Origin of the sequence: Streptomyces sp. NBC_01750, from assembly GCF_035918095.1 — a bacterium.
Taxonomy (GTDB): Bacteria; Actinomycetota; Actinomycetes; order Streptomycetales; family Streptomycetaceae; genus Streptomyces.
Genome location: NZ_CP109137.1, coordinates 6,932,536 through 6,955,914, shown reverse-complemented (window position 1 = coordinate 6,955,914; position 23,379 = coordinate 6,932,536). Strand labels below are relative to the sequence as shown.

At 69.6% G+C, this 23,379-nt stretch carries 25 protein-coding genes and 2 pseudogenes; 14 read left to right on the top strand and 13 right to left on the bottom strand.

Annotated features, from left to right (window positions below):
- Positions 1-8 precede the first annotated feature (8 nt).
- Positions 9-650, bottom strand: coding sequence for a nucleoside/nucleotide kinase family protein (locus OG966_RS31275; RefSeq protein WP_406730655.1), 642 nt, complete (start codon positions 648-650; stop codon positions 9-11).
- A 58-nt stretch (positions 651-708) separates the two neighbouring features.
- On the opposite strand from OG966_RS31275, the gene OG966_RS31270 reads away from it, so the two are divergent.
- Both OG966_RS31270 and OG966_RS31265 read left to right on the top strand, forming a co-directional pair.
- Complete coding sequence (locus OG966_RS31270) at positions 709-1,098, top strand: VOC family protein (RefSeq protein ID WP_326653329.1); 390 nt, start codon at positions 709-711, stop codon at positions 1,096-1,098.
- Between the two features lie 176 nt (positions 1,099-1,274).
- Positions 1,275-1,658: an SUKH-4 family immunity protein gene (locus OG966_RS31265; protein ID WP_326653328.1), complete on the top strand. Its 384-nt coding sequence runs from the start codon at positions 1,275-1,277 to the stop codon at positions 1,656-1,658.
- Between the two features lie 9 nt (positions 1,659-1,667).
- On the opposite strand, the pseudogene OG966_RS31260 reads toward OG966_RS31265, so the two are convergent.
- Positions 1,668-2,664, bottom strand: a pseudogene (locus OG966_RS31260) (vWA domain-containing protein); the annotation flags it as partial.
- 60 nt (positions 2,665-2,724) lie between these two features.
- Positions 2,725-4,005, bottom strand: coding sequence for an RNA-guided endonuclease InsQ/TnpB family protein (locus OG966_RS31250; RefSeq protein WP_326653326.1), 1,281 nt, complete (start codon positions 4,003-4,005; stop codon positions 2,725-2,727).
- A 26-nt stretch (positions 4,006-4,031) separates the two neighbouring features.
- Here OG966_RS31250 and tnpA point away from each other — a divergent pair.
- Positions 4,032-4,238, top strand: a pseudogene (gene tnpA / locus OG966_RS31245) (IS200/IS605 family transposase); the annotation flags it as partial.
- 170 nt (positions 4,239-4,408) lie between these two features.
- Here the strand turns inward: tnpA and msrB are convergent.
- From msrB to OG966_RS31225, 4 genes are all read right to left on the bottom strand, one after another.
- Complete coding sequence (gene msrB / locus OG966_RS31240) at positions 4,409-4,816, bottom strand: peptide-methionine (R)-S-oxide reductase MsrB (RefSeq protein ID WP_326653324.1); 408 nt, start codon at positions 4,814-4,816, stop codon at positions 4,409-4,411.
- A gap of 12 nt (positions 4,817-4,828) precedes the next feature.
- Positions 4,829-6,223 (bottom strand): UDP-N-acetylmuramate--L-alanine ligase, encoded by a 1,395-nt coding sequence (murC, locus tag OG966_RS31235; protein ID WP_326653323.1) that lies wholly within the window; start codon positions 6,221-6,223, stop codon positions 4,829-4,831.
- A gap of 72 nt (positions 6,224-6,295) precedes the next feature.
- Positions 6,296-6,766 carry an indole-3-glycerol phosphate synthase gene (locus OG966_RS31230; RefSeq protein ID WP_326653322.1) on the bottom strand — a complete coding sequence of 157 codons (471 nt, stop codon included), beginning with the start codon at positions 6,764-6,766 and terminating at the stop codon, positions 6,296-6,298.
- A 106-nt stretch (positions 6,767-6,872) separates the two neighbouring features.
- Positions 6,873-7,634, bottom strand: coding sequence for a pyrimidine reductase family protein (locus tag OG966_RS31225; protein ID WP_326653321.1), 762 nt, complete (start codon positions 7,632-7,634; stop codon positions 6,873-6,875).
- Here OG966_RS31225 and zapE point away from each other — a divergent pair.
- The 4 genes from zapE (at position 7,633) to OG966_RS31205 (ending at position 11,878) form a co-directional block, all read left to right on the top strand.
- Complete coding sequence (gene zapE, locus OG966_RS31220; protein ID WP_326653320.1) at positions 7,633-8,742, top strand: cell division protein ZapE; 1,110 nt, start codon at positions 7,633-7,635, stop codon at positions 8,740-8,742. The genes OG966_RS31225 and zapE overlap by 2 nt on opposite strands.
- A gap of 51 nt (positions 8,743-8,793) precedes the next feature.
- On the top strand, positions 8,794-9,219 hold the full coding sequence (locus tag OG966_RS31215; RefSeq protein ID WP_326653319.1) for an OsmC family protein: 426 nt from the start codon (positions 8,794-8,796) through the stop codon (positions 9,217-9,219).
- 170 nt (positions 9,220-9,389) lie between these two features.
- A complete protein-coding gene (locus tag OG966_RS31210; RefSeq protein ID WP_326653318.1) occupies positions 9,390-10,748 on the top strand; it encodes an alkaline phosphatase PhoX in 1,359 nt (452 codons plus the stop codon).
- 305 nt (positions 10,749-11,053) lie between these two features.
- A complete protein-coding gene (locus OG966_RS31205; protein ID WP_326655442.1) occupies positions 11,054-11,878 on the top strand; it encodes a PPK2 family polyphosphate kinase in 825 nt (274 codons plus the stop codon).
- A 59-nt stretch (positions 11,879-11,937) separates the two neighbouring features.
- Here OG966_RS31205 and OG966_RS31200 read toward each other — a convergent pair whose 3' ends face one another.
- A complete protein-coding gene (locus OG966_RS31200) occupies positions 11,938-12,396 on the bottom strand; it encodes an SsgA family sporulation/cell division regulator (protein ID WP_326653316.1) in 459 nt (152 codons plus the stop codon).
- Positions 12,397-12,528: 132 nt separating this feature from the next.
- Between OG966_RS31200 and OG966_RS31195 the strand changes: the two genes are divergently transcribed.
- Positions 12,529-13,914 (top strand): hypothetical protein, encoded by a 1,386-nt coding sequence (locus tag OG966_RS31195; protein ID WP_326653315.1) that lies wholly within the window; start codon positions 12,529-12,531, stop codon positions 13,912-13,914.
- Positions 13,915-14,073: 159 nt separating this feature from the next.
- Here OG966_RS31195 and OG966_RS31190 read toward each other — a convergent pair whose 3' ends face one another.
- Positions 14,074-14,487, bottom strand: coding sequence for an organic hydroperoxide resistance protein (locus OG966_RS31190; protein ID WP_326653314.1), 414 nt, complete (start codon positions 14,485-14,487; stop codon positions 14,074-14,076).
- A 98-nt stretch (positions 14,488-14,585) separates the two neighbouring features.
- Between OG966_RS31190 and OG966_RS31185 the strand changes: the two genes are divergently transcribed.
- Positions 14,586-15,098: a MarR family winged helix-turn-helix transcriptional regulator gene (locus OG966_RS31185; RefSeq protein ID WP_326653313.1), complete on the top strand. Its 513-nt coding sequence runs from the start codon at positions 14,586-14,588 to the stop codon at positions 15,096-15,098.
- Positions 15,099-15,154: 56 nt separating this feature from the next.
- Here the strand turns inward: OG966_RS31185 and OG966_RS31180 are convergent, their stop codons facing one another.
- Positions 15,155-16,624: a S1 family peptidase gene (locus tag OG966_RS31180; protein WP_326653312.1), complete on the bottom strand. Its 1,470-nt coding sequence runs from the start codon at positions 16,622-16,624 to the stop codon at positions 15,155-15,157.
- Between the two features lie 154 nt (positions 16,625-16,778).
- Positions 16,779-17,264 (bottom strand): cupin domain-containing protein, encoded by a 486-nt coding sequence (locus OG966_RS31175; protein ID WP_326653311.1) that lies wholly within the window; start codon positions 17,262-17,264, stop codon positions 16,779-16,781.
- Between the two features lie 304 nt (positions 17,265-17,568).
- Here OG966_RS31175 and OG966_RS31170 point away from each other — a divergent pair, with 304 nt between their 5' ends.
- Complete coding sequence (locus OG966_RS31170; RefSeq protein ID WP_406730659.1) at positions 17,569-18,072, top strand: MarR family winged helix-turn-helix transcriptional regulator; 504 nt, start codon at positions 17,569-17,571, stop codon at positions 18,070-18,072.
- A 108-nt stretch (positions 18,073-18,180) separates the two neighbouring features.
- The gene (locus OG966_RS31165) at positions 18,181-19,038 is read left to right on the top strand and encodes a polysaccharide deacetylase family protein (RefSeq protein ID WP_326653310.1); all 858 of its coding nucleotides are present in this window, start codon (positions 18,181-18,183) and stop codon (positions 19,036-19,038) included.
- A gap of 79 nt (positions 19,039-19,117) precedes the next feature.
- Here OG966_RS31165 and OG966_RS31160 read toward each other — a convergent pair whose 3' ends face one another.
- Together OG966_RS31160 and OG966_RS31155 are read right to left on the bottom strand one after the other, a co-directional pair.
- Complete coding sequence (locus tag OG966_RS31160) at positions 19,118-19,321, bottom strand: hypothetical protein (protein WP_326653309.1); 204 nt, start codon at positions 19,319-19,321, stop codon at positions 19,118-19,120.
- A 253-nt stretch (positions 19,322-19,574) separates the two neighbouring features.
- Positions 19,575-20,252 (bottom strand): AIM24 family protein, encoded by a 678-nt coding sequence (locus OG966_RS31155; protein ID WP_326653308.1) that lies wholly within the window; start codon positions 20,250-20,252, stop codon positions 19,575-19,577.
- A 72-nt stretch (positions 20,253-20,324) separates the two neighbouring features.
- Here OG966_RS31155 and OG966_RS31150 point away from each other — a divergent pair, with 72 nt between their 5' ends.
- The 3 genes from OG966_RS31150 (at position 20,325) to OG966_RS31140 (ending at position 23,376) form a co-directional block, all read left to right on the top strand.
- Positions 20,325-21,041 carry a peptidyl-tRNA hydrolase gene (locus OG966_RS31150; RefSeq protein ID WP_326653307.1) on the top strand — a complete coding sequence of 239 codons (717 nt, stop codon included), beginning with the start codon at positions 20,325-20,327 and terminating at the stop codon, positions 21,039-21,041.
- Between the two features lie 107 nt (positions 21,042-21,148).
- Positions 21,149-21,910, top strand: coding sequence for a DUF4142 domain-containing protein (locus OG966_RS31145; protein ID WP_326653306.1), 762 nt, complete (start codon positions 21,149-21,151; stop codon positions 21,908-21,910).
- 128 nt (positions 21,911-22,038) lie between these two features.
- Entirely contained in the window at positions 22,039-23,376 is a 1,338-nt protein-coding gene (locus OG966_RS31140; RefSeq protein ID WP_326653305.1) for a DUF692 domain-containing protein, read from the top strand.
- The last annotated feature ends 3 nt before the right edge of the window (positions 23,377-23,379 follow it).

Here is a 23,379-nt window from a genome sequence, read left to right as displayed (position 1 = left end):
TCGGGGGACTACCACGACTGTGTGACCACGAAGTCGGCGCGGTCGCGGCCGCGGGCGACCAGCCGGGCGTTGCGCTCGTCCGAGTCCCGGACCCAGCGCTCGGCATACGGCCGCGGCTTGCCGAACCGCACATGCCGGTCGACCAGTCGGCGTACACGTACGGCGTCGTCGATCTCCAGGTACCAGGCCTCGTCGAGGAGCGGCCGCACCTGTGCCCAGGGGCCTTCGTCGTGGAGCAGATAGTTGCCCTCGGTGACGACGAGAGGGATGTCAGGGTCGACCGGGATGCTGCCGGCCACCGCTTCCTCCAGGGCTCGGTCGAAGGCGGGGGCGTAGACCGTCGCGCCCGGGGCGGGGGCGCGCAGCCGAGCGAGCAGGGCGGCGTATCCCGCCGCGTCGAAGGTATCCGGCGCACCCTTGCGCTCCGCGCGGCCGAGGCGCCGGAGTTCGGCCTGGGCCAGGTGGAAGCCGTCCATGGGGACGAGGACGGCGAGGCCGTCGAGGGAGTCGACGAGATGGGCGGCGAGGGTCGTCTTCCCGGCGCCCGGGGCCCCCGCGATGCCCAGGACGACGCGGCGCCCCTGGGCGGCCAGGGCTCGGGCGCGGAACAGAATGTGTGGCGGGTACGTCGGGGGCGGCGGCGCATGCATGGTGCGCATTGTCGCATCGCGTTGATCCGGGGTGAGTCATACGTATAACGTGCAGCGCATGTCGTTCATCGCCCTGGTCACCCTCGTCGTCCGCGACTACGACGAGGCCATCGCCTTCTACACGGACGCCCTCGGCTTCGAACTGGTCGAGGACACCGACCGCGGGGACGGCAGCCGCTGGGTGGTGGTCCGCCCGCGCGGTACCGGCCATGGCTCGGCACTGCTGCTGGCCCGCGCCAAGGACGACGTCCAGCGCGCGAGCGTCGGCGCGCAGACGGGTGGGCGGGTCGGCTTCTTCCTGCACACCGAGGACTTCGCGGCCGACCACGCGCGGATGACGGCGGCGGGCGTGCGCTTCCTGGAGGAGCCGCGACACGAGACGTACGGCTCGGTCGCGGTCTTCGAGGACCTGTACGGCAACCGCTGGGACCTGCTGCAGCCCAAGTAGCCTGCGGGCGCATTCCCTGTCGAGCACTCCGCGCTCCAGGACCTCCCACCGGCAGGCGAGTGCCCTCAACGAGGCCGCGGCCGCGGCCGGATTCGGCCAGGGGTGGCAGCGGCGGTACGTCTCCCGGGCGGGGCGGTCGCTGCTCGGTACGGGTGTCGGAGACCTCGATCCGGAGCGTGTCCGGGCTGAGGGTGAGCGTCAGGCGTGAGACACCGGCCGACGGGGACAGGCTGATCAGCCTCGGCAGTCTGGTCCACGACTTCGAGGTCGTGATCGACGGCCGTACGGGCCTCCTCTCGTACCACGAGTACGGCGCAGGCACGACGACGCCGGTCAACGCGGACGTCTCCACGCTGGCGTTCACGGTGTGGATGTACAACCGTCAGCAGAACATGGAGAAGGAGCACGACTTCACGCAGGACTTCTACCACCAGCTCGCCGACACCATGGTCGCTGTGCTCGCCTCGGTCGACCCGGTCGCCTGCCTGTCGGCGAAGAACGCCGACGACTACCGCTACCGGCCGGAGGTGTTCCACGACGAGGCGGGCGGTGTGCTCTGACGTCCGTGTTCAGGTCAGCCGGAAGACCGGTCCGCGAGGCGTGAACGGCAGGGAGCCCCCCTGCGGGATCAGGAAGGCGTGCTCGCGCCGGATCCGCAGGGGGTCGCACCAGCCGTCGGTGATCACGAGCACCGGGGCAGTGGACGGGAAGTCATCGGCCCGCTGCACCAGGTCGATCCCGGGCTGCAGTTCGGTCCCGCCGCGTCCGCGGTCCCGCACCCGTCCGGCGATCTCGGCCGGTGGCAGATACCCGGCGTCGTACGCCGCGGCGTCGCAGAACACGACGCGTGCCGCCGGTACGTCGCGGGCATCGGCGTACGAGGCGATGGCGCCGAGCGCCTTGCCGAGCAGCGCGCTGTTCATCGAGCCGGAGGTGTCGAGGACGACTCCGAAGGTGCAGCGCGGTGTCTCCTCGGAGGGGAAGTACCGACCGGCGCGGGGAATGTCCGGGGTGGACGCCTGCCGCCTGGCCGGGCGGGCATAGGACCGCACGGGCTCGGGCCGGGGCACGAACTCGTCGAACCAGCGGGCCAGTCGCGCGTCCCACGGCACGGGCGGATGGGCCAGGGCCCTGATCTCCTGGATCAGCCCCGCGGGCAGCAGACCGCGTGCCCCGTACCGGTGAAGGTCGAAACCCTGGACCAGGCCGCGGCGGTAGAAGTCGTCCAGGTCGGCGTACGGGCGGGCGGGCGGCCGCATGCGGCAGCGGCTCGCCGAGGATGTCACCGGCGCCCTTGCCGCGCAGGGTCGCGAGCCGGCGACGGCGGCGCTGGTCGGTGGCGATGCGGTCGTAGACCTCCTCCACCGACAGGTCCTTGAGGTCCGGCTCGTACAGCGGCCCTTCGGGCATCTCGCCGACACGCATCTCGACGAGCCAACCGTTCACGACGAAGTCGGCGGCGACGTTGAACAACAACGGGTCGCGGGCGCCGCAGCGTTCACCGTGACGCAGGGCCGCGTGCAGCATCTCGTGCGCGAGAATGAACCGCCATTCCCCATCGGTGAAGGTAGGTGCGCAGCGGGTTGATTTGAAGTGCTCTCCCGGCTGGAGCAGGGAGATTCCTGCTTACCTTGCAGCAGCGGGCTTGACGCGCTTCGCGCGCCTGACGACTGCCCTCCCGGCAGCCGGGATGAGCGCGAGGCCCATCCGGTAAAGGTGCAGGATGTTCCGGGCTGCGTTGTGGTCGGCGTTGCCTGACCATCCGCAGTCCGGATTCTTGCATACGAACGTGGCCTGGTCCTCCCGGCTGCCGGGCGTGATGAAGCCGCACGCGGAACAGCGCCGAGATGTTTTGGGGGCCGGGACCTTGTGCAGGGTGCCGCCGCACTGGGCGGTCTTGTACGTCAGCATCGTGACCGTACGGCCCCACGCTTCGCCGGTGATGGAGCGGTTCAGCCCCGACTTCTGGGCGACGTTCTTCCCCGGCAACTCGACGGTGCCCCTGGCGGACTTGACCATGTTCGTGATGGTGAGTGCTTCGACCACAATCGTGCCGTACTGCTTGGCGATGGCGGTGGTCGTCTGGTGCTGCCAGTCCAAGGCCCGACGCTTGGCTTTCGCGCGCAGTCCTGCGATCTGGTCATAGGTGTGGTGCAGACGGCGGCTGGTTCGTTCACCGGGCTTGCGGTGCTGCTTGCGTCGGGCGGCGCGCTGCTCCAGTCGCAGGAGCTTGGACTGCTCCTGCTTGGTCAGCCACTCGCCGTGGTTCTTGGTGATGCCGTCCGACAGGGCGATGGGCACGGTGACGCCGACATCGATGCCGACTTCAGGCCCCTGGTGAGGCTCGGGCCTGGCTTCGAGGGTCTGGAGGCGGAATGCGATGTGCCAGCCGAGCGCGTCCTTGACCAGCCGCGCTCCAGTGATGCGGTTCTCTTTGTTGGCGTGCTTGCCCACGGGGAGGTCTTTGGTCCAGCGGAACCGGACGCGGCCCACCTTGGGGATGTTGGCCATGCCCCAGCGGCGGTGCACACGGACGATGTTCAGGTCCCGTCCCTGCGGGATGTCCACGGACATCACCGACCGGAGGCGGCCCTTGAAGTTCGGGGCATCCGCCCGGCCGTCCCAGCAGTTCTTCCACGCCTGGAAGTACGTCTTCAACACGGCTTGCGCGGCCTGGGCCGGCAGACTTGCGAGGAAGTCGATGTCCTTACGGGCCTGGCGGATCTCGGCATCCGCGCTCGCGAGCGTCCGCTTTTCCTTCGGCATCATCTGCCACCACGCGTGAAGGAGATTCCACATCGTGCGGGCAGCGTGCGCCTGGTCGTCGGCCTTGAGCTCACATGCAGGGGACAGTGCCAGTCGGGCGCGATGCCCGAACTGCCGCTTATCCAGGTCGTGCTCACTCATGGCAACCACTCTATTACCGTTGGCTAATGTCGCCGCGCTGGAATCCGAATCCGGACGTACGCACGGGCCGTCACGTCGTCTACAACCTGCACGCCCACTTGGTTTTCGTCACCAAGTACCGACGTAAGGCATTCACTGACGCCACGCTGACTCGCACCGAAGAGATCATGCGCGAGGTCTGCCAAGACTTCGAGGCCGAGCTGAAGCAGTTCAGCGGCGAGCAGGACCATGTGTCAGCGAGTAGAACGCCTTCTGGACGTCCGGAGCGGCGGCGTTCAGCTCGTCGAGGAACCGGCGGCCTGCACGCGGTGGTGTTCCTTCGGCGAACTCGGAGAAGAAGATCGGGCCCGCCCAGTGTGGGCGGGCCCGATGGTCCCTCGCAGCCGATTTTCCGTCCGCGGAATCAGCCCGCGTCCGGCTCCAGCCGCAGCGAGATGCTGTTGATGCAGTACCGCTGGTCCGTCGGCGTCGCGTAACCCTCGCCCTCGAACACATGCCCAAGGTGCGACCCGCACCGCGCGCACCGCACCTCCGTGCGCGACATCCCGTGCGAGCGGTCCTCGATCAGCTCGACCGCGTCGGTGTCCTTCGGGTCGTAGAAGGACGGCCAGCCGCAGTGCGACTCGAATTTCGTGTCGGAGCGGAACAGCTCTGCGCCGCACGCCCGGCAGGAGTACACGCCGGCGGTCTTGGTGTCGGTGTACTCACCGACGAAGGCGGGCTCGGTGCCGGCCTGGCGCAGTACCGCGTACTCCGCGGGAGACAGCTCCGCGCGCCACTGCTCGTCCGGCTTGTCAACGTCGTACGACATGAAATGGCTCCCTCAGTTCGACAGGCGGGCCAGGATCGCGGGACCGAGGTCCGTGACATCGCCCGCACCCATGGTGAGAACAAGATCGCCGGGCTTCGCCATTCCCGCGATGACGTCGGGGACGGTCGCCTTGTCGTGGACTGCCGTGACATCCGCGCCTGCCGCGCGGGCCGCGTCGATGATCAGGGTGCTGGTGATGCCCGGGATCGGGTCCTCACGGGCCGGGTAGATGTCGAGGACGACCGAGGCGTCCGACAGCGCGAGCGCCTGGCCCATCTCCGCGCCGAGTTCCTGCGTACGGGAGAAGAGGTGCGGCTGGAAGACGACCAGCAGCCGGGCGTCCGTCACCGCGCCGCGCATGGCCTCGAGGTCGGCGGTCATCTCGGTCGGGTGGTGCGCGTACGAGTCGATGACCTGGACGCCGGCGGCCTCGCCCTTGAGCTGGAGGCGGCGCTTGACGCCGGTGTACTTGCCGATCGCCGAGGCGAGGTTGTGCGCCGGGATGCCGAGAGCGACGCCCGCGGCGAGGGCGGCCACGGCGTTGTGCGCGTAGTGGCTGCCGGGCACCGAGACGGTGAAGGTGAGGAACCGGCCCCCGAGCAGGACCGTGACCTCGCTGGTGAGGCCGCGCGGGGTGACCTTGTGGACGCGGACGTCGGCGGAGTCGGCCTTGCCGTAGGTGACGACATTCAGCGTGGACAGGTCGCGGACACGCGCGGTGAGCTCGACCGCGCCGGGCTGGTCCGCGGAGATCACCAGCGTGCCGCCGGGGACGACCTTGCCGACGAAGGTCTCGAAGGAGTCATAGATCTCGTCCATCGAGGCGTAGTTCGCATGGTGGTCGAGCTCGACATTGAGGACGATCGCGACCTCGGGGTCGTACTTCTGGAAGCTGCGGTCGCTCTCGTCGGCCTCGGCGACGAAGATGTCGCCCGCGCCGTGGCGGGAGTTCGTACCCGGCCCTTCGAGGTCGCCGCCGATCGCGTACGAGGGGTCGAGCCCCAGCTCGGTGAGGGCCACGGCCAGCATGGACGTCGTGGTGGTCTTGCCGTGGGTGCCGGCGACGGCGATCGAGCGCAGGCCGGTCATCAGCGAGGCCAGCGCGTCGGAGCGGTGGACGACCGGCACGGAGAGCTCGGCCGCGCGTGCCAGCTCCGGGTTGTCGGCGCGGATCGCGCTGGAGACGACGACGCAGCTGGCGTCGGTCGCCAGGTGCTCGGTCGCGTGCCCGATGTGGACGGTGACGCCGAGCGCGCGCAGGGCATCCGCCGTGGCCGACTCCCTCGCGTCGCTGCCGGCGACCTTCGCGCCGCGCTGGGCGAGAATCTTCGCGATGCCCGACATTCCGGCGCCGCCGATGCCGATGAAGTGCGGGCGTTCCAGGGCGCTAGGGACGGCGGGTGCCATGCGTGTGTCTCCCCAAGATGTACGAGTAGAGATGTGCACGTACCGCTGCGGGGGTATGTGCGAGCCTCCAGCCTATTCGCTGTGCGCGAAGAGCTTGAGCACGGGGACGCCGACCTTGTGGCGGGCCCGGGAGGCCCAGTCCCGGTGGAAGAACTCCTCCACGTAGTGCGGAGCGGTCAGCACGATCACCTCATCGGCGCCCGATTCGTCCACCACGGACTTCAGCTTGTCCAGCGGATGGTCCTCGACAACCTGGCCGACGGCCTCGCAGCCCGCCACGCGCAGCGCCCCGAGCGAGTGCTCCAGGGCGAGCTCGGCCGGGCCCTTGGCGTCCTGGCCCTCGGGCTCGTCGCCCTCGCGGACGGCTTCCTTCAGCTCGCCGAGCGCCACGTCGTCGATGGCGCGCAGCAGCAGATCGGCCTGATCGCCTCGGGGCTGCATCAGCACAATGAAGGAGATGTCCTCTTCTCCGTGCAGAGTGGTGACGAATTCAACGTCTTCGGGGGTCAGAGGCTTCTCGATCATAAGTACGCTTGTGAACACGTCAGGAGCCCTTCTGCGGAAACCATCCTTCCCCGTGCCCGCACGGGGTCTGCGAGGCTAAGTGTGCCCCGCCGAAACTAACCGGAACGGTAAGTTCCGCCGATTGTCAGATGCGACGGTAGCGGGTGAAAAGGAACCCTGCCTCCTCCAGTACCGATGCCATGGCGAACCTCTCCGGAACGGCCAGCGCCGGTCCGCCCGCGATCCGCTGCGCGTCCCCCGCCGTCAGCGTCGGCGACAGGGTCAGACACAGCTCGTCCAGCGCCCCGGCCGCCACGAACTGGCCCAGCAGCCGTGGCCCGCCCTCGGTGAGCAGCCGGACCAGTCCCCGCTCGGCGAGCGCCCGTACCGCCCTGGGCGGCTCCACCCCGGGGCCGTCCCCGGCGATCACCACCTCCGCGCCCGCCCTCTCCGCCGCACGGATACGGTCCGGGGGCGCCGCGGCCCCCGTCAGCAGGAGCGTCGGAACGAGCGGCCGGGCGAACAGCGGAAGCGAGAAGTCCAGGTCGAGCGAGGCGCTGACCACGACGATGGCGGGGGCGGGGCCCTGTCCGGCAGCGGCCCGCCGCTCGGCGAAGGCTTCCCGGGCCCGGGCGGGCCGGTAGCCCTCGAGGCGTACCGTTTCCGCGCCGACCACGACCGCGTCGGCGAGACCCCGCAGGGTGCCGAAGATCCGCATGTCCGTGTCGGAGGAGATCGGCTGCGACCGGCCCTCGTGCTGGGCCGCCCCGTCCAGCGAGGAGACCATGTTCGCCCGCAGCCAGGGTCCACCCCCGTCCGGGTACCCATAGGCGTCGGCCAGCTCGTCCAGGGACCACTCACGATCCACGGCGGCTGTCTGATCGGTCACAGGGAACAGGCGTCGCATGCTGTGCAGTCTGGCACGGCCCTTACAGTTGGGAACTGTGTCGACAAGCCCCATAACCGAAGCAGTCCCACTGTCCCTGTGCGCCCGCGAGCCGCGCGTACCCGCCGACCGTCTGGTCGCCGAGATGGTGCCGCCGCCGCGCTTCGACTCGGTGCGCTTCGACACCTACGTCCCCGACCCGAACCAGCCCAGCCAGACCGAGGCGGTCTCGGTGCTGGGCTCCTTCGCGGCGGGCCTCGGCGGGGCGCACGCGAGCGGCGCCGCCAAACGCAAGTGGTTCAGCAAGAAGCCCGCGGCCCCCACCGGACCGCGCGGCGTCTATCTCGACGGCGGCTACGGCGTCGGCAAGACCCATCTGCTGGCCTCCCTCTGGCACGCCACCCCGGCGGAGGCCCCGCTCAAAGCTTTCGGCACCTTTGTCGAGCTGACGAACCTGGTGGGCGCGCTCGGCTTCCAGCAGACCGTGCAGACGCTGAGCGGGCACCGGCTCCTCTGCATCGACGAATTCGAACTCGACGACCCGGGCGACACCGTCCTCGTGTCGACGCTGCTCGGGAAGCTCGTCGACGCGGGCGTCGCGCTGGCGGCCACCTCCAACACGCTGCCCGGCAAGCTCGGCGAGGGCCGGTTCGCCGCCGCCGACTTCCTCCGCGAGATCCAAGGGCTGTCCGCACACTTCCGCCCGCTGCGGATCGACGGCGAGGACTACCGTCACCGCGGGCTGCCCGAGGCGCCTCCCCCCTACTCCGACGAGCAGGTCGCCAAGACCGCGTACGCCACCGAAGGCGCGTCCCTCGACGACTTCCCGCATCTCCTCGAGCACCTCGCGAAGGTCCATCCGAGCCGGTACGGGGCGCTCACCGACGGTCTGCGCGCGGTCTGCCTCACCGATGTCCGGCCCATCCCCGACCAGTCGACGGCGCTGCGCCTGGTCGTACTCGCCGACCGGCTGTACGACCGGGAGGTGCCGGTGCTCGCCTCGGGCATGCCCTTCGACCGGCTGTTCAGCGACGAGATGCTGAACGGCGGCTACCGAAAGAAGTACTTCCGGGCAATCTCGCGGCTCACCGCGCTGGCTCGGGACGCGAAGGGGCTTGTGGGGCAGTAGGTTTGGGGCTTTGGGGCCCGAAAGCCCTCTAGCCACCGGAAGGGAACCATCATGGCCACCACGCGTACGGCGCACACGGTCTGGGAAGGCGAGCTGCTCAAGGGCTCCGGCACGGTCACCCTCGACTCGTCGGGCATTGGCAGCTACCCGGTCAACTGGCCGTCCCGCGCCGAGCAGGCCAACGGCAGGACCAGTCCCGAGGAGCTCATCGCGGCCGCCCACTCGAGCTGCTTCTCCATGGCCCTCTCGCACGGTCTGACCGGCGCGGGCACCCCGCCAACCCGGCTGGAGACCAAGGCAGATGTGACCTTCCAGCCCGGTGAGGGCATCACCGGCATCCACCTCACCGTGCAGGGCGAGGTCCCCGGGCTGGACGCGGACGGGTTCGCCGCGGCCGCCGAGGACGCCAAGAAGAACTGCCCGGTGAGCCAGGCCCTCACAGGTACGGCGATCACGCTCAGCGCTTCCCTCGCCTGACCCCGCCTGACCCCGCCGGGGCACGGCGACAAGCACAGCGACGCACAAAGGCATAGTGGCCCGCACGGTTCTCGTCCCACCGGACTGCGTGATACACACGTGCGGGTCACGTCTCCTGTTCCTCCCCCATGGCCTTCGGCATGGGCGGTGCCCCCACAGGGAGTTGCCTCATGTCCGCAACACGACGTCAAGTCCTGGCACGTACCGGTGCGTTGAGCGCCGGGATCGCCTTCACCGGTGCCTTCTCCGAACTCTTCGCGGGCACCGCTGCCGCCCGCGGGCACAGCGGGTACGGCCCGCTCGTCCCCGACCCGGCCGGGCTGCTCGATCTGCCAAAAGGTTTCCGCTACCGGGTCCTCTCCCGCGAGGGAGATCAACTGCGCTCGGGCGAGGGCAAGGTGCCCAGCAACCACGACGGCATGTCGGCCTTCGCCGGCCGCCGCGGCCGCGTCCATCTGGTCCGCAACCACGAGAACCGCGTCACCGCAAAGATCGCTGTCCCGGCCGTCGAGGGCCTCACCTACGACCCGATGGGCAAGGGCGGCTGTACGGCCCTTGAGCTGGACAGCCGCAACAATGTGCTGTCCGAGCGCGTAGCCATCGCGGGCACTGCCGTGAACTGCGCGGGCGGACCCACTCCGTGGGGCACCTGGCTCACCTGCGAGGAGACCGAGGACAGAGCCGGCACCAACGGCTACACCAAGGACCACGGCTTCATCTTCGAGGTCGACGGTGCCGATCCGCGCCGTACCGGAGCCGTACCGCTCACCGCGATGGGCCGGTTCCAGCACGAGGCGATCGCCGTCGATCCGAAGAGCGGGATCGTGTACGAGACGGAGGACGCCTTCGACCGGCCGTTCGGGCTCTTCTACCGCTTCCTGCCGAGGAAACCGCTCGGCGGCACGGGTTCGCTGCGCGCGGGCGGGAGGCTGGAGGCGATGCGGGTGCCGGGTGTGCCCGACCTGTCCGCGATCCAGGAGACCGGCACGAGCTTCGAGCGGATCGAGTGGGTGCCCGTACCGGACAGCCAGGCGAAGCAGACCCCCGTCCGGCTGCAGGACTTCGGGCCGAAGGGCATCACGCACGCCCAGAAACTGGAAGGCTGCTACCGGGGCGGGAGTTCGGTCTACTTCGTCTCCAGCTTCGCCCAGAGCAAGGCGGGCTCAGCCGCCGACCACTTCGGGCAGGTGTGGAAGTACGAGCCGCACCGGCGCCGGCTCACGCTGGTGATCGTCTTCGGCCCGAGCACGGACATCCAGCTGCCCGGCGAATCCCCCGACAACATCTGCCTCGCGCCCGGCGGCGGGCTGATGGTGTGCGAGGACGGCGGCGGCACGCAGCATGTGTACGGGCTGACGAAGCGCGGCGAGGTCTACCCGATGGCGCGCGGCGCTCAGAACATCGGCACTCCCGAGGTGCCGGAATGGGGCGAGTTCGCGGGCGTCACCTTCTCGCCGGACGGAGAGACCATGTACGTCAACTGCTATACGCCCGGGACGACGTTCGCGGTCACCGGGCCGTGGTGCTGATCCTCTGAGAACACCCGGACGGGGGCGGGTGCGGCGCACCACGTGCGTAGCCCATCCGCCCCGCTCAGGTTGTGGCTCTGCCCCAGGTCGCCCCGGCGCGGCGTAGTGATGCCGCCCCATCGTGCTCTTCCACCACACCGCGTTCGCGGGAGCCGGGGTTCCGTCGCACGATCGAGGGAACGGACCGGAGCCGGAAGGGGCACGCGGTGGCCAAGAAGGACGAGAAGAAGACCGCGGAGCAGGGCGCGAAGGAGCGCACGGCGGAGGACAGGACGAAGCAGAATCAGTCGGCGCAACTCCGTGACCTGCTCCGCATCCGTGGGGGCAAGCGCGTCGACCTCTCCTCGTACGACCCCGCAGCCACCCCGGCCGGCCCTGCCGACAAGGCCGCCGGACTGGCGGCGACCGCCCAGATGGGTGAACGTCTCGCCGACCTTCAGGAGCGCCTCTACGCGGCGAGCACTGCGGGCGACCGGCGCCGACTGCTCCTCGTGCTCCAAGGCATGGACACCAGCGGCAAGGGCGGCACGGTCAAGCATGTCATCGGTCTCTTCAACCCGGCCGGCTGCCGGATCACGGCATTCAAAGCCCCCACTCCCGAAGAGCGGAAACACCCGTTCCTCTGGCGCGTCGTCAGGGCCACGCCGGAGCCGGGCCAGATCGGGATCTTCGACCGCTCGCACTACGAGGATGTGCTGATCGCCCGCGTCCACGAACTGGTCCCCCGCCCCATGCTCGACCACCGCTACGGCGAGATCAACACTTTCGAGCAGGTCCTCGCCGAGGACGGAACCACCGTCGTGAAGGTGTTCCTGCACATCAGCTACGAGGAGCAGCGCCGCCGCCTTCTGGCACGCCTCGACAACCCGAAGAAGCGCTGGAAGTTCGACCTCAGCGACATCGAGGAGCGCGCGCTGTGGCCGGACTACCAAAGGGCGTACGAGATCGCCCTGAAACGCTGCTCGCCGAAGGTGGCACCTTGGTACCTCGTGCCGTCCGACCGTAAGTGGTACCGCAACTGGGCGATCAGCAAGCTGCTGCTCGAGCACCTCGAGGCGCTGGATCCGCAGTACCCCAAAGTCGATCTCGATGTGGAGGAGTGCCGCGAGCGGCTGCTCCGGTCGCCCTGACCCGGGCGGGCGAAGGTGTCCGGCCATGCCCTTCGCAGAGGCATGGCAGTGCGATGCCGCTAAACCGCGCCGCCCGGCAGCGGCGGAGGCAGAGTGCTGACATCGGAGGGGAGCCGGGACTCCTCCGATCCCGGAGGGACCAGGCGCAGTGTGCGCTCGGTCCAGGCCGAGACGGCGGCGGCGGGTGCCTGGAGGAGAGCGTGCTCGTCGGGCGCGGACAGGAGCAGATAGACGAAGTTCATGGTGCGCGGTGTCCTCCCCGGCCAGATCTTCACATCGCCCTGCCCCGTCGGGTGGAAGACCCCTTCGATGAGCAGATCGCGGGCGAAGAACCACTCGACGGGAGTGTCGGTGTCCGTGTGGAAAGCGACATGGACGGCGTACGGGTCGTCGGTGCGGTAGACGAGCCGCGTGGGTACGGGGACGGTTCGCCCGGCCTCCAGCACGAGTTGGCAGACCAGTTCGCGCTCGACCGTCGTAGGCGCGGTGTCTCTCGGTCGGCGTCCTCGCTGCAGCACGGACCGTCTCCTCACCCCTGAGTGTGTTCTATCGACGGAAAGTGAACGAAGTACCGCGGGGCGTGGGTAGGGTCCGGGCTTCATGGATTCGCTTAAGCCGCTTAAACACGCTGAAGAGCCAATCGGGGCCGCATGACCAGAAGGAACGAGCAGCTGAGACTGGCCGTCGACGAGTCCGGGTACTCATACGGCGAACTGGCCAGGAACGTCAGGGCCGTTGCCGCGGAGAGCGGGGTGACCACGCTGCGGACCAACTCGTCCGCCGTCGCGCACTGGATCGCCGGCACCCAGCCCCACGCGGTGGCCGCCCGCATCCTGGCCGAGGCGCTGTCCCGGAAGCTGGGGCGGCTGGTCACGGCCGAACAGCTGGGTCTGGTACGCATACCTGATACGGCGGATGAGTCGCTCGGGCTCGAGATGGGACAGGACCCGGTCGACGCGCTGACGAGGCTGGGGCGGGCCGACATCGAACGCCGCAGCTGGATCAGCTCGGCCGCCTACTCCGTCCCGGCCGCCGCTCATGCCGCCGCCGCGGCCGCCCGTTCCGTATGCCTGCCGCGCTCTTCTGCCACCGTCCGTCCGTGCGGCATCGCGGGCGAGAGAGAGATCCAGGCAGTGCAGCAGATGGCCACACTGTTGACCGCCATCGACCAGCGGCACGGCGGCCGGCACGGCCGGTCGGCCGTTGTGCAGTACCTGGTCTCCGACGTTGCCACCCTGTGCCGTACGCGCTTCCGCACCGAGGCGCAGAAGCCGCAGATGCTCTCGGCGGCCGCATGTGTGGCCTACCTGGCAGGCTGGAAGGCATACGACTCGGGCGAAGCGGGCCTGGCCCAGCGGTACTACCTGCAGGCCTTCAAGCTCACCCGGGAAGCCGGCAACGATCTGCATACGGCGTTCATCCTGCGCGTCCTCGCCCATCACGGTATGGAGACCGGGCGCGGCGAGCACGCTCTGGACCTGATCGACGCCGCCCTTCAGCGAGTGCAGGGCCGCACCGATCCGGCCTCCGAAGCGCTGTACGTCGTCACCCGCGCCCGCGCCCTCGCCCTGGCCGGCAGAAGCCGGGCGGCGGTGGCGGCAGCGGCCCGCGCGGCGCGACTGGTGGACGGTGCCGACGAGACGGAGATGCCGTTCTGGGCAGCGCTGTGGGGGTCGGCCAGTGCCTGTGTGGGCAGCTGCACCGCCCTGGCCGCGGAGCTTCTGGGGGCGTATGACGTCGCCGAGCGTCATTTCGCGCAAGCCGTCTGGAGCGAGTCCGGCTCCGAGTACCAGCGCATCACCGCCCTGGACCTCGCGCACGCCGGGTCCATGCAGTGCCGGCAAGGGCATGTGGAGCAGGCGTGCACCACATGGGACAAGGCCCTGGAACTGATGGGCGGCGTGCGTTCGGTGCGCATTCTGCAGGCGGCGGAGACCATGCGTCAGGACCTGGCGCCCTTCACGCACCGCGGGTCCCGGGCAGCTGTGGAGTTCGACGAACGTGCCCGTCTGTGGCTGGCAGGAGAACACGTCTGACGCAGCCGGGCGAGCGGCACCGCGACAAGGAACCGGGACGTCTGCGGGACACCCCTCGGTGCGGGGGCACCGCCTCGCGTGCAACATCGGCACTGTGCTGGGCGGTGCCCCGACCCACTGGATTGCCGGGCATTGCTGCTCGACGCGGCCCGACCTGCGTTACTCGATGACGAGCTCGAACGGCAGGTTGCCGCGGGTGGCCTTGGAGTACGGGCAGTAGGCGTGGGTCTTCTCGAGCAGATCGCGACCCGCCTCGCCCTGGAGGTGGTCGGGCAGCTCGACCCGCATGATCACCGAGAGGCCGAAGCCGCCGTCGGTGTCCTTGCCGATGCTGACCTCGGCGGTCACCGAGGCGTCCTTGACGTCGATCTTCTCCTGGCGGCCGATGGCGCCCATGGCGCTGGCGAAGCAGGCGGCGTACCCGGCGGCGAAGAGCTGCTCGGGGTTGGTGCCCTGTCCGTTGCCACCCAGCGCCTGGGGGAAGGCGAGCGGCAGGTCGATGTGGCCGTCGGAGCTGACGGCGCGGCCTTCGCGACCGTTGGCGGTGGCGACAGCGGTGTAGAGCGCGTCCATGAGTTGCATCCCTCTTCGTCCGTGGGGAACCGTTGACACGATGGTGACACACAATTTAGTTGTGCACAACTTAATGATGCGAGGTATACCCTGGTCGCATGGAGAAGACGCTGCTGACAACCGTGCCGGACGAGGACTTCCTCCGCCTCGACCACCAGATCTGCTTCTCGCTGCACGCCGCGTCCCGGGCCTTCAACGGCGTCTACCGGATCGCGCTCAAGGACCTGGGCCTCACCTACCCGCAGTATCTGGTGATGCTGGTGCTCTGGGAGCACGGCGAACTGCCGGTCAAGCGGATCGGCGAGCATCTGCGCCTGGACTCGGGCACCCTGTCACCCCTGCTCAAGCGGCTGGAGTCGGCAGGTTACGTGGAGCGCAGGCGCAGCATCGAGGACGAACGCTCCGTCACGGTCCGCCCCACCGAGGCGGGCGCCGCGCTCCGCGAGAAGGCGCTGGACGTACCGCGCAGGATCGCGGCGGCGACCGGTATGTCACTGGACAGGATCCGCGAGCTGCGCGCGGGCCTCGACGCGCTGACCGCCACCCTGGACACGGCCGAGCTCGACGGCACGGCCGCCGACTGCGCGACCGACGGCGAAGAGGACGGATGACGGCCCGGCCCCGGGCATCGGTCGATGCCCGGGGCCGCTTCCTTCGGGTGTCGGTGTCAGCCGGCGTTATGAGCCAAGCCGTCGTCCGCCGCGCCGCCGTTGCCACCGGCACCGGCGTCACCGGCGCCCGCATTGGCAGCACCCGCGTCACCAGCGCCTGCGTGACCGTTGCCCGCGTCACCAGCGCCCGCGTCACCAGCACCGGCGTCACCAGCGCCCGCGTCACCAGCACCGGCGTCACCAGCGCCCGCGTTGGCAGCACCCGCGTCACCAGCGCCCGCGTTGGCAGCACCCGCGTCACCAGCGCCCGCGTTGGCGGCACCCGCGTCACCAGCGCCCGCGTCACCAGCGCCCGCGTTGGCGGCACCCGCGTCACCAGCGCCACCGTTTTCGGCGCCACCGTTACCGCCCGCGCCGATCTCGGCGCCCACCGCGGCCAGAGCCGTGGTCACGGGCTGGAAGAACGTCTCGCCGCCCGCGGTGCAGTCTCCGCTGCCGCCCGAGGTGAGGCCGATCGCGTTTCCGTCCTGGGTGAAGAGCGATCCTCCGCTGTCGCCCGGCTCCGCACAGACATTGGTCTGAATGAGACCGGTGACCGTGCCCTCCGGGTAGTTCACGGTGGCGTTCAGACCAGTGACCTGGCCGTCCTTCAGCCCGGTGGTGCTGCCCATGCGGAGCACCTCCTGGCCGACCGCCGCGTCGGCGGCCTGCTTGATCTGCACGGTTTGCCCGCCACCGACGTTGACCTCGCTGGGGGCGTCGGTCGCCGGGTCGTCGTACGTAACGAGGGCGAAGTCGCCGTCGCCCGGGAAGGTGGCCGCCTGGACGGTGCCGATGGGCGCGCCGTTCTGTTGCGCGGACCACTCCTTGGCGGCGACACCGCAGTGCCCCGCGGTGAGGAAGCCGGGCTGACCGTCCTGGGTGGTCACATTGAAGCCGAGCGAACAGCGCGCGCCGCCGCCGAAGATGGCGTCGCCGCCCGAGACGAAGGGCTTGAACTCGCCTGCCGACTTCTGGATCCGGGCCATGCCACCGCCCAGGGACTTCACAGTCGATTCGAGTCTGTTCCACTTGTCACCGGCGACCGTGCGGTCCGCCGTGACGAGGATCTGGTTGTTCTTCGGGTCGACGGACCAAGCCGTTCCCGGGATGGTGGCCTTCTCGGCCAGCGTGCTCGCGGCGGACTTCAGTTCGCCCACGCTGTTCTCGACACTCCTCGCCACCGCGCCGGCCTTGTTGACCTGGTTGACGACGTTGCTGTTGTCGCCGACGACGTTGACGATGATCTGCTGCTTGTCGGCGTCGTAATAGGCCCCACCGAAGGCCTCGCCGAGTTTTGGGCCCAGCTTTGATATGAGATCTGCCGCCGATGCGGCGCTCATCGTCCTTGGGTTCGACCCTGCCGCGGACCCGGAACCGGGCTGCGAGGCATTGGCGTGGGGCAGCAGGATGGCCGCTGCGGCGATGCCCGCCGCTCCGGCTCCCGCAAGAACGACTTTGCGCTTGGGTATTCGCCTGTGACTCAACTCGTCGCCTCCTGTAGGGGGGTACGGAGTCCGGTTGCCGACGGAAACCGGGGGGACGCGTCCGACCCTTGATACGGATGGGGCGGGAGTTGTACTCATCGCCGTTGCAAAAGAAGTTTCCTGACGATTCGTCAATCAGGCTTGACGGGGCCCGTCATGAGGGCAGTCGACTACCGCACCGGCTGCAATAACGTGCACCGGTCTCCTCCGCCGGAAGGTCGCAGCCGGGACAGATCCGATGGAGCAGACATGCCGCTTCGCCGCCTTCCGGCCCGGCGGCGCTGCGGATGGTGAGTCCCGGACGGCGGCCGTGCACCGTCACGTACACCAGCCCCTCCTCGTCGGCGAAGAGCGCACGGTGCACACCGCGCGGCAGCCAGACGACGCACCCGGCCGCCAGCTCCTGCCGCCCGCCGGCGTCCGTCTCCAGTCGGCCACCGCCGCTCAGCACACACAGCAACACGTCGAGATCCGGTTCGACATGGTCGGCGACCCGGGCACCGGGCAGCATGCGGATGACGTTGGCATCCAGCTGCCGCCCTTCCTCGGAGAGCCGCCACAGCGCACCGCCCCGGTCGGCGGGCAGGTCATGAAGCAGTTCGGCGATGCCGACGAGCGCGCCGACGGGTGGCACAGCCATGTCATCCTCCTGAGCACAAGGTCCTCGGGGAGCGGCAGCCACGCCATACGGAGGACCCGACCGACGGGCAGGCAGGCATGCGGTGTTGAGCTGTGCCACCGTGCCGGTGCCGCTTCCGAGCGGAGGCCCACCGTTCACCGGGCCCTCCGCCCGGGCATCATTGCACAGGGCAAAAGACAGTGCGCCTCGAGAACCTCCCGGCTTCCGCACCTTCACGACGACACGCAGGTGGAGGTACGCGGGGCACTACCGCGATGTTCAACAGCGCTCCTGCCGGCGGGGCGGAGCAGGATAGAAAGAGGCCATGGCCGAACAGACTCACACCTTTGACGGGATGGACGACGTGGAGGCGGTCACCCGAGCGGTGCTGACCGCCTCCCGGCTGCTGGTCGCGGTGTCCGCGCGATCTTTGGCCTCGGTCGAGGATCGGGTGACGCTCCCGCAGTTCCGGCTGCTGGTGGTGCTGTCCACACGTGGCGCCGCCAAACTCGTGCTGCTCGCGGAGTGGCTCGCGGTCAGCCCGTCGACCGCGATGCGGATGGTGGACCGGCTCATCGCCATCGGCCTGGTCGACCGGCAGACCAATCCGGACAACCGGCGCGAGACAGTGCTTCAGCTGACCCCCGAGGGCATGCGCATCGTCGAGGTGGTGATGAACAGGCGCCGCCAGGAGATCGCGTCGATCGTCGAGCGCCTGGCCCCCGAGCAGCGCGCGGCGCTGATCGCGGCACTCACCGCGTTCAGCGAGGCCGGTGGTGAACCTGACGCCCCGTCGCGGCCGGTCGAACACCCCCTGGGCTGGGCATGAGGCTGAGCACGCGCTCTGACGGAACGTAACCCCGACGCACCTGCGCCGTGCACTCTGATAATCCGACTGATCAGATACTTTCCGTCGGTGATCACTTTTGTACGAAGAATGATGACTGCGGTTGTGATGGGCGCCGTGCTCGTCGGCTGCGCCGGCGGCAACGGCGGCGGTTCCACCCAGCCCTCACCCAGCAGGACGGACGCGGCGGCTGCCCCGAACCCCGGCAAACCGCTCACGGACAAGGTGCCGGAAGCTCCGTCCCTCGCACCTGGGCCCGGTGGCCTGACCCCCGTCTTCGAGCGCGCACCCAAGGGGGCCGCGACGGCCGAGAAGACCGTCGCGCTCACCTTCGACGCCGACATGACCGCAGATCAGGGGCCCCGGGCCGCGCGCGGCGAGCGTTTCGACAACCCCGCCCTGATCGCCACGCTCCGCGAGCTCAATGTCCCTTCGACGGTCTTCATGACGGGCCGCTGGGCCGAGGAGTACCCGGATCAGGCGAAGGTGATCGGCAACGATCCGCTCTTCGAGATCGCCAACCACTCCTACAGCCACTACGCCTTCACGTCGCCCTGCTACGGCCTGCCGCTGGTCGGGAAGAACGCCATGCGGGCCGAGGTGGACCGGGCCTTCGCCGCGTTCGAGAAGGCCGGTGCCCGCAATGTGGTGCCGTACTTCCGCTTCCCCGGTGGCTGCTACAACGACGTGGCCCTGAGAGCCCTGGCTCCGGCGAAGGTGACCGCGGTCCAGTGGGACGTGGTCAGCGGCGATGCCTTCGCGGCGAACGCCGACGCGGTCGCCGAGCAGGTACTCAAGGGCGTGCGGCCGGGGTCGCTGGTGGTGATGCACTGCACGCGCAGCGCGGCGCCGGTCACGGAGCAGGCGGTCCGGAAAGTCGTGCCCGAGCTACGCCGGCAGGGCTACCGCTTTGTGAAGGTCTCCGACCTGATGCGGAGCCGGCCGTAGCGACCCGCAGCATGAACGCGAGTGGTTGACCGGGGCCGTCCGGCAGCCTGTCCGCCTCGATCGCCGGGCGATCCTGGCCTCAGCCCGAACAGGCCGTCCGCTGTGCCTCCTGCCACTCGCAGACGGGGCAGAGAGTCGCGCCCTTCACCGACTCCGGGTACTCGGTCGGCTTCCGGCACAGTACGCATTCGGCGAAGGGTGGACCGTCCGCCGTCACGGGCGCGGCGGCCGGTGTCTCGCAGTACGGCTCCTGCGGCTCGTCCCGCTGGTTCGGCTCGTCCATACCTGCGAGGTTAACTCGCGCTGTCCACGCCTCGGAGCGAGCTCACGGCGCGGGCCACAGCGCCCGCCACCGGCGCGACCGGCGGCGCGCCCACCGGCGGCGGCGCGGGGCAGCCACACCGTCCGGTGCGCGAGCCGGTGACCAGCCGTCTCTCCCCCTCGCCGCGGACCGGGGCGCGCGCGGGCCGCTGGAGACGGTCCGCGCAGCACCCATGGTCCGGCGAGGCCGCGACGGCCGCGGGCTCCTTGCAGTCTCAGTTCGCCGACGCCTTCTGCGGGGTGAGCTCGCTGGGCCGTACGATCACGAATCCCTCACCCTGGAGCATCAGCTGGACGGCCTCGCCGGAGCCGCCACGGATCATTGACCCGACCGACTGCGAGCGGTGCAGCGAGGTGTGCAGCAGAGCACTCCAGCCGACGACCGCGTCCGTGTCCACGTACACAGGCTGCTGCGCCGTGACGGGTATCACGATCGGGTTGCCCTCACAGATGACGGCGAGCTTTCCGTAGCCGGTGAAGACGCTGTTGAAGAGACCGCCGCCGGTCATGCCGGCTCCCTTCACAGTCTTGATCTCGTACGAGAGGGAGGCGTCGAAGCAGAGGACGTTGCGACCGTTGATGGTGAGCGCGTCGCCCTGCTCGATATCGACGATGAAACAGTTCTGGGCCTCGTGCGCGAACCAGGCCTCTCCCTGCCCGCGCACCGCCATGAGCGGCAGGCCCTCGCCCGTCACGGCGCGCTTGAGCATGCCGCCTATGCCTTGCCCCTTGCGCTCGAACTGGAGGTTTCCGCGGAAGGCGATCATTGATCCCTGCCGCGCGTGCATCTCGCCGTTGACTGCGTACTTGACCGATTTGGCGTTCTGCAGGCTCATTCCGGGCACGGAAGCCTGCTGCGCCATGTTCTCCGAGGCAAAAAGATCGCTCTTCATGGCGCGCATCGTCGCCCGGAGCCTTCCGTTCCGCCAACAGTCCCGACAAGAGCGGCTGGCAGACTGGGCGGTGTGAGCAGCGACGAAACCCGCCCCGACAGTCCCTTCCGGCACGAGAACACCTCCCGTGACGAGGTCCCTCAGTTCGTCCTTCCGCTGGTGGTCCACATCGAGAAGGCCGAACCCCCGGCCCGTACCGACGCCCTGGAGTCCGCGGCCCGTGCCGTGCTCGACATCCTGAGCGACGAGCGTTCGCTGGGCGACGGTGAGTGGGCGCAGGCGATGCGGGACTGGCAGGACGCCCGGATCCGCAAGGTGGTGCGGCGGGCGCGCGGCGCCGAGTGGCGCAAGGCCTCGGAGCTGCCGGGCATCACGGTGACGGGTGGGACCGCCGAAGTACGCGTCTTCCCGCCCGTCCCGCTGGACGGCTGGCCCAAGGAACTGGCCAAGCTCCAGGTGTCGGGCACGGACCTGGACGACCCCGAGAAGCCTGCCGCGCCCGACCGCACCGCTCCGGTGCTGTGGCTGAGCCCGGATCTCGACATGTCGGCGGGCAAGGCGATGGCACAGGCCGGGCACGGTGCCCAACTGGCCTGGTGGGAGCTGTCGGAGGCGGACCGCAAGGCGTGGCGCGAGGCCGGCTTCCCGCTCCGGGTACGCACCGCTGAGCCCGCGCACTGGCGGCAACTGACGGTCAGCGGCCTGCCGGTGGTGCGCGATGCGGGCTTCACCGAGATCGCTCCGGGCTCCTGCACAGTGGTCGCGGATCACCCGTCGCTGCGCGGCTGAACACTGGGGCCCCCCGTTACGTACCTATCGGTACCGCCAAGTAGGTTGAACGCTGTTTCAGCCGGCGGTTGATTGCCGTGGAACGTATCGGCTCAGGAGGCACTTTGTTGCGGCGTATCAACGGGACAGCACTCATCATCGCGGCCCTGGTCGCCACGGTAGGCGCGCTGGCGTTCCCCGTGTGGTCGTACGCGGACCGTTCCGGCACAGGTCAGGACAATCTCAACGCCGCGACCGTGTCGACCCAGTGGGGACCGCTGTCGGCCACGGACCGGGACTTCCTGATCAAGGTAAGGCTGGCCGGACTCTGGGAGCTGCCCGCAGGACAGCAGGCGATCGAACGCGCGCCGACCAAAGCGATCAAGGACACGGGCGACCATCTCGTAGTCGGCCACACCGACCTCGACAAGCGGGCGCGCGATGTCGCGGCGAAGCTCGGCGTCGAGCTGCCGAACCAGCCGAACGAGCTGCAGCAGGGCTGGCTGCAGGAGCTTTCGGCGGCGAGCGGCGAGGAGTACGAACGGAAGTTCGCGAACCTGCTGCGCAACGCGCACGGCAAGGTCTTCGCACTGATCGCCCAGGTCCGGCACACCACCCGGAACACCCTGATCCGGCAGCTGGCGACCGACGCGAACCAGACGGTCCTGGACCACATCACCATGCTGGAAGCGACCGGATTCGTCGACTTCGACGCCCTCGCCAACGAGGCGGCCGGCAAGGCGACGGCCAGCCCGACAGGTCCGCCGCCGCCGAACGGCAACCTGCCGCCACAGCCCGCGCCCGCGTCGCCCAGCGGGGACCAGTCCTTCACGTCACGTCCGTCCACCCAGCCGGGAGCTCCGACGGCGATCAACACCAACCGTCCGTGACCCGTCGGTAACTCCGGTCCGCAGGAACCTCAAATCAACCTCTGAACGTCCCCTCCTCTGGATTCACCGCCGTCCGGCGGGGCCATAGGCCCTGCACGCACCGTCACACGGCGCAGGGGAGGGGACCCATGGAACTCGGTACAGGTATCGGCTGGCGCCCGGAGATCGCGGAAGCGGTCGAGGAACTGCCAGGCGTCGACTGGGTCGAGGTTGTCGCGGAGAACATCTGCCCGGGCCATCTGCCCGCCGCGCTGACCCGTCTGCGCTCGCGTGGCATCAAGGTCGTCCCGCACGGCGTCTCGCTGGGCCTCGGCGGCGCCGACCGCCCGTCCGGGCAGCGGCTCGCGGACCTGGCGGAGCGTGCGACAGCGCTCGGCGCGCCGCTGGTCACCGAGCACATCGCCTTCGTACGGGCCGGTGGCGTGCTCACTGCATCGCCGCAGCTGGAAGCGGGCCATCTGCTGCCGGTGCGGCGCACCTGGGACGCGCTGAAGGTGCTCTGCGAGAACGTCCGTATCGCGCAGGACTCGCTGCCGGTGCCGCTGGCTCTGGAGAACATCGCGGCACTGATCGCCTGGCCGGACGAGGAGCTCACGGAGGGCCAGTTCCTCGCGGAACTGGTCGAGCGCACGGGCGTACGCCTGCTGATCGACGTGGCCAACCTCCACACGAACCACGTCAACCGCGGCGAGGACCCGTCGGCGGCGCTGGACGAACTCCCCGTCGAGGCGATCGCGTACGTCCATGTCGCGGGCGGCATCGAACGCGACGGCGTCTGGCACGACACCCACGCCCATCCGGTGACCCAGCCGGTCCTGGACGTCCTGACGGAGCTCCGCTCCCGGGTGTCCCCGCCCGGCGTACTGCTGGAGCGGGACGACGACTTCCCGCCCGCGGCCGAGCTCTCGGCGGAACTGGCGGTGATCCGCGCAACGCTGACGGCGGCCGCTCCCAGCGACCCGCACGGGGAGCGCTCGACGGCTTCCGGCGCGTACCGTGAAACACGCGCCCACGAGCGGCCGGGGGCCCATGCCCAGGTGGAGACGGGTCAGGGGGACGTCCCCCGGGAGCGCGTCGCCCTCGACCAGGCCGCCCTTCTCTCCGCTCTCGTCGCCGGCACCCCCGCCCCCGAAGGCTTCGACTCCCGGCGGCTGCGCGTGCAGAGCCGTGCTCTCGCCGCCAAGCGGGCCGATGTCGTGGCCAAGGTCGCGCCCGAACTGCCGGAGATACTCGGAGCCGGCTATCGCGCCGCGTTCCTCGCGTACGCCAAGTCCCGCCCCATGCGCGCCGGCTACCGCCGCGACGCGCTCGACTTCGCCGAGCAGCTCCTCGTCGCCGGGAAACCGGAGGACGACAACGCCCGCCGCCTGCTGACCCGCTGGTGGAAGGAGCGCGCCGCTCCGCATCCGCCGCGCCGGTCGACCCGTCTCGTACGCGCGGCCCGTGCCGCTCTTGTCAGGAGGTGAGCG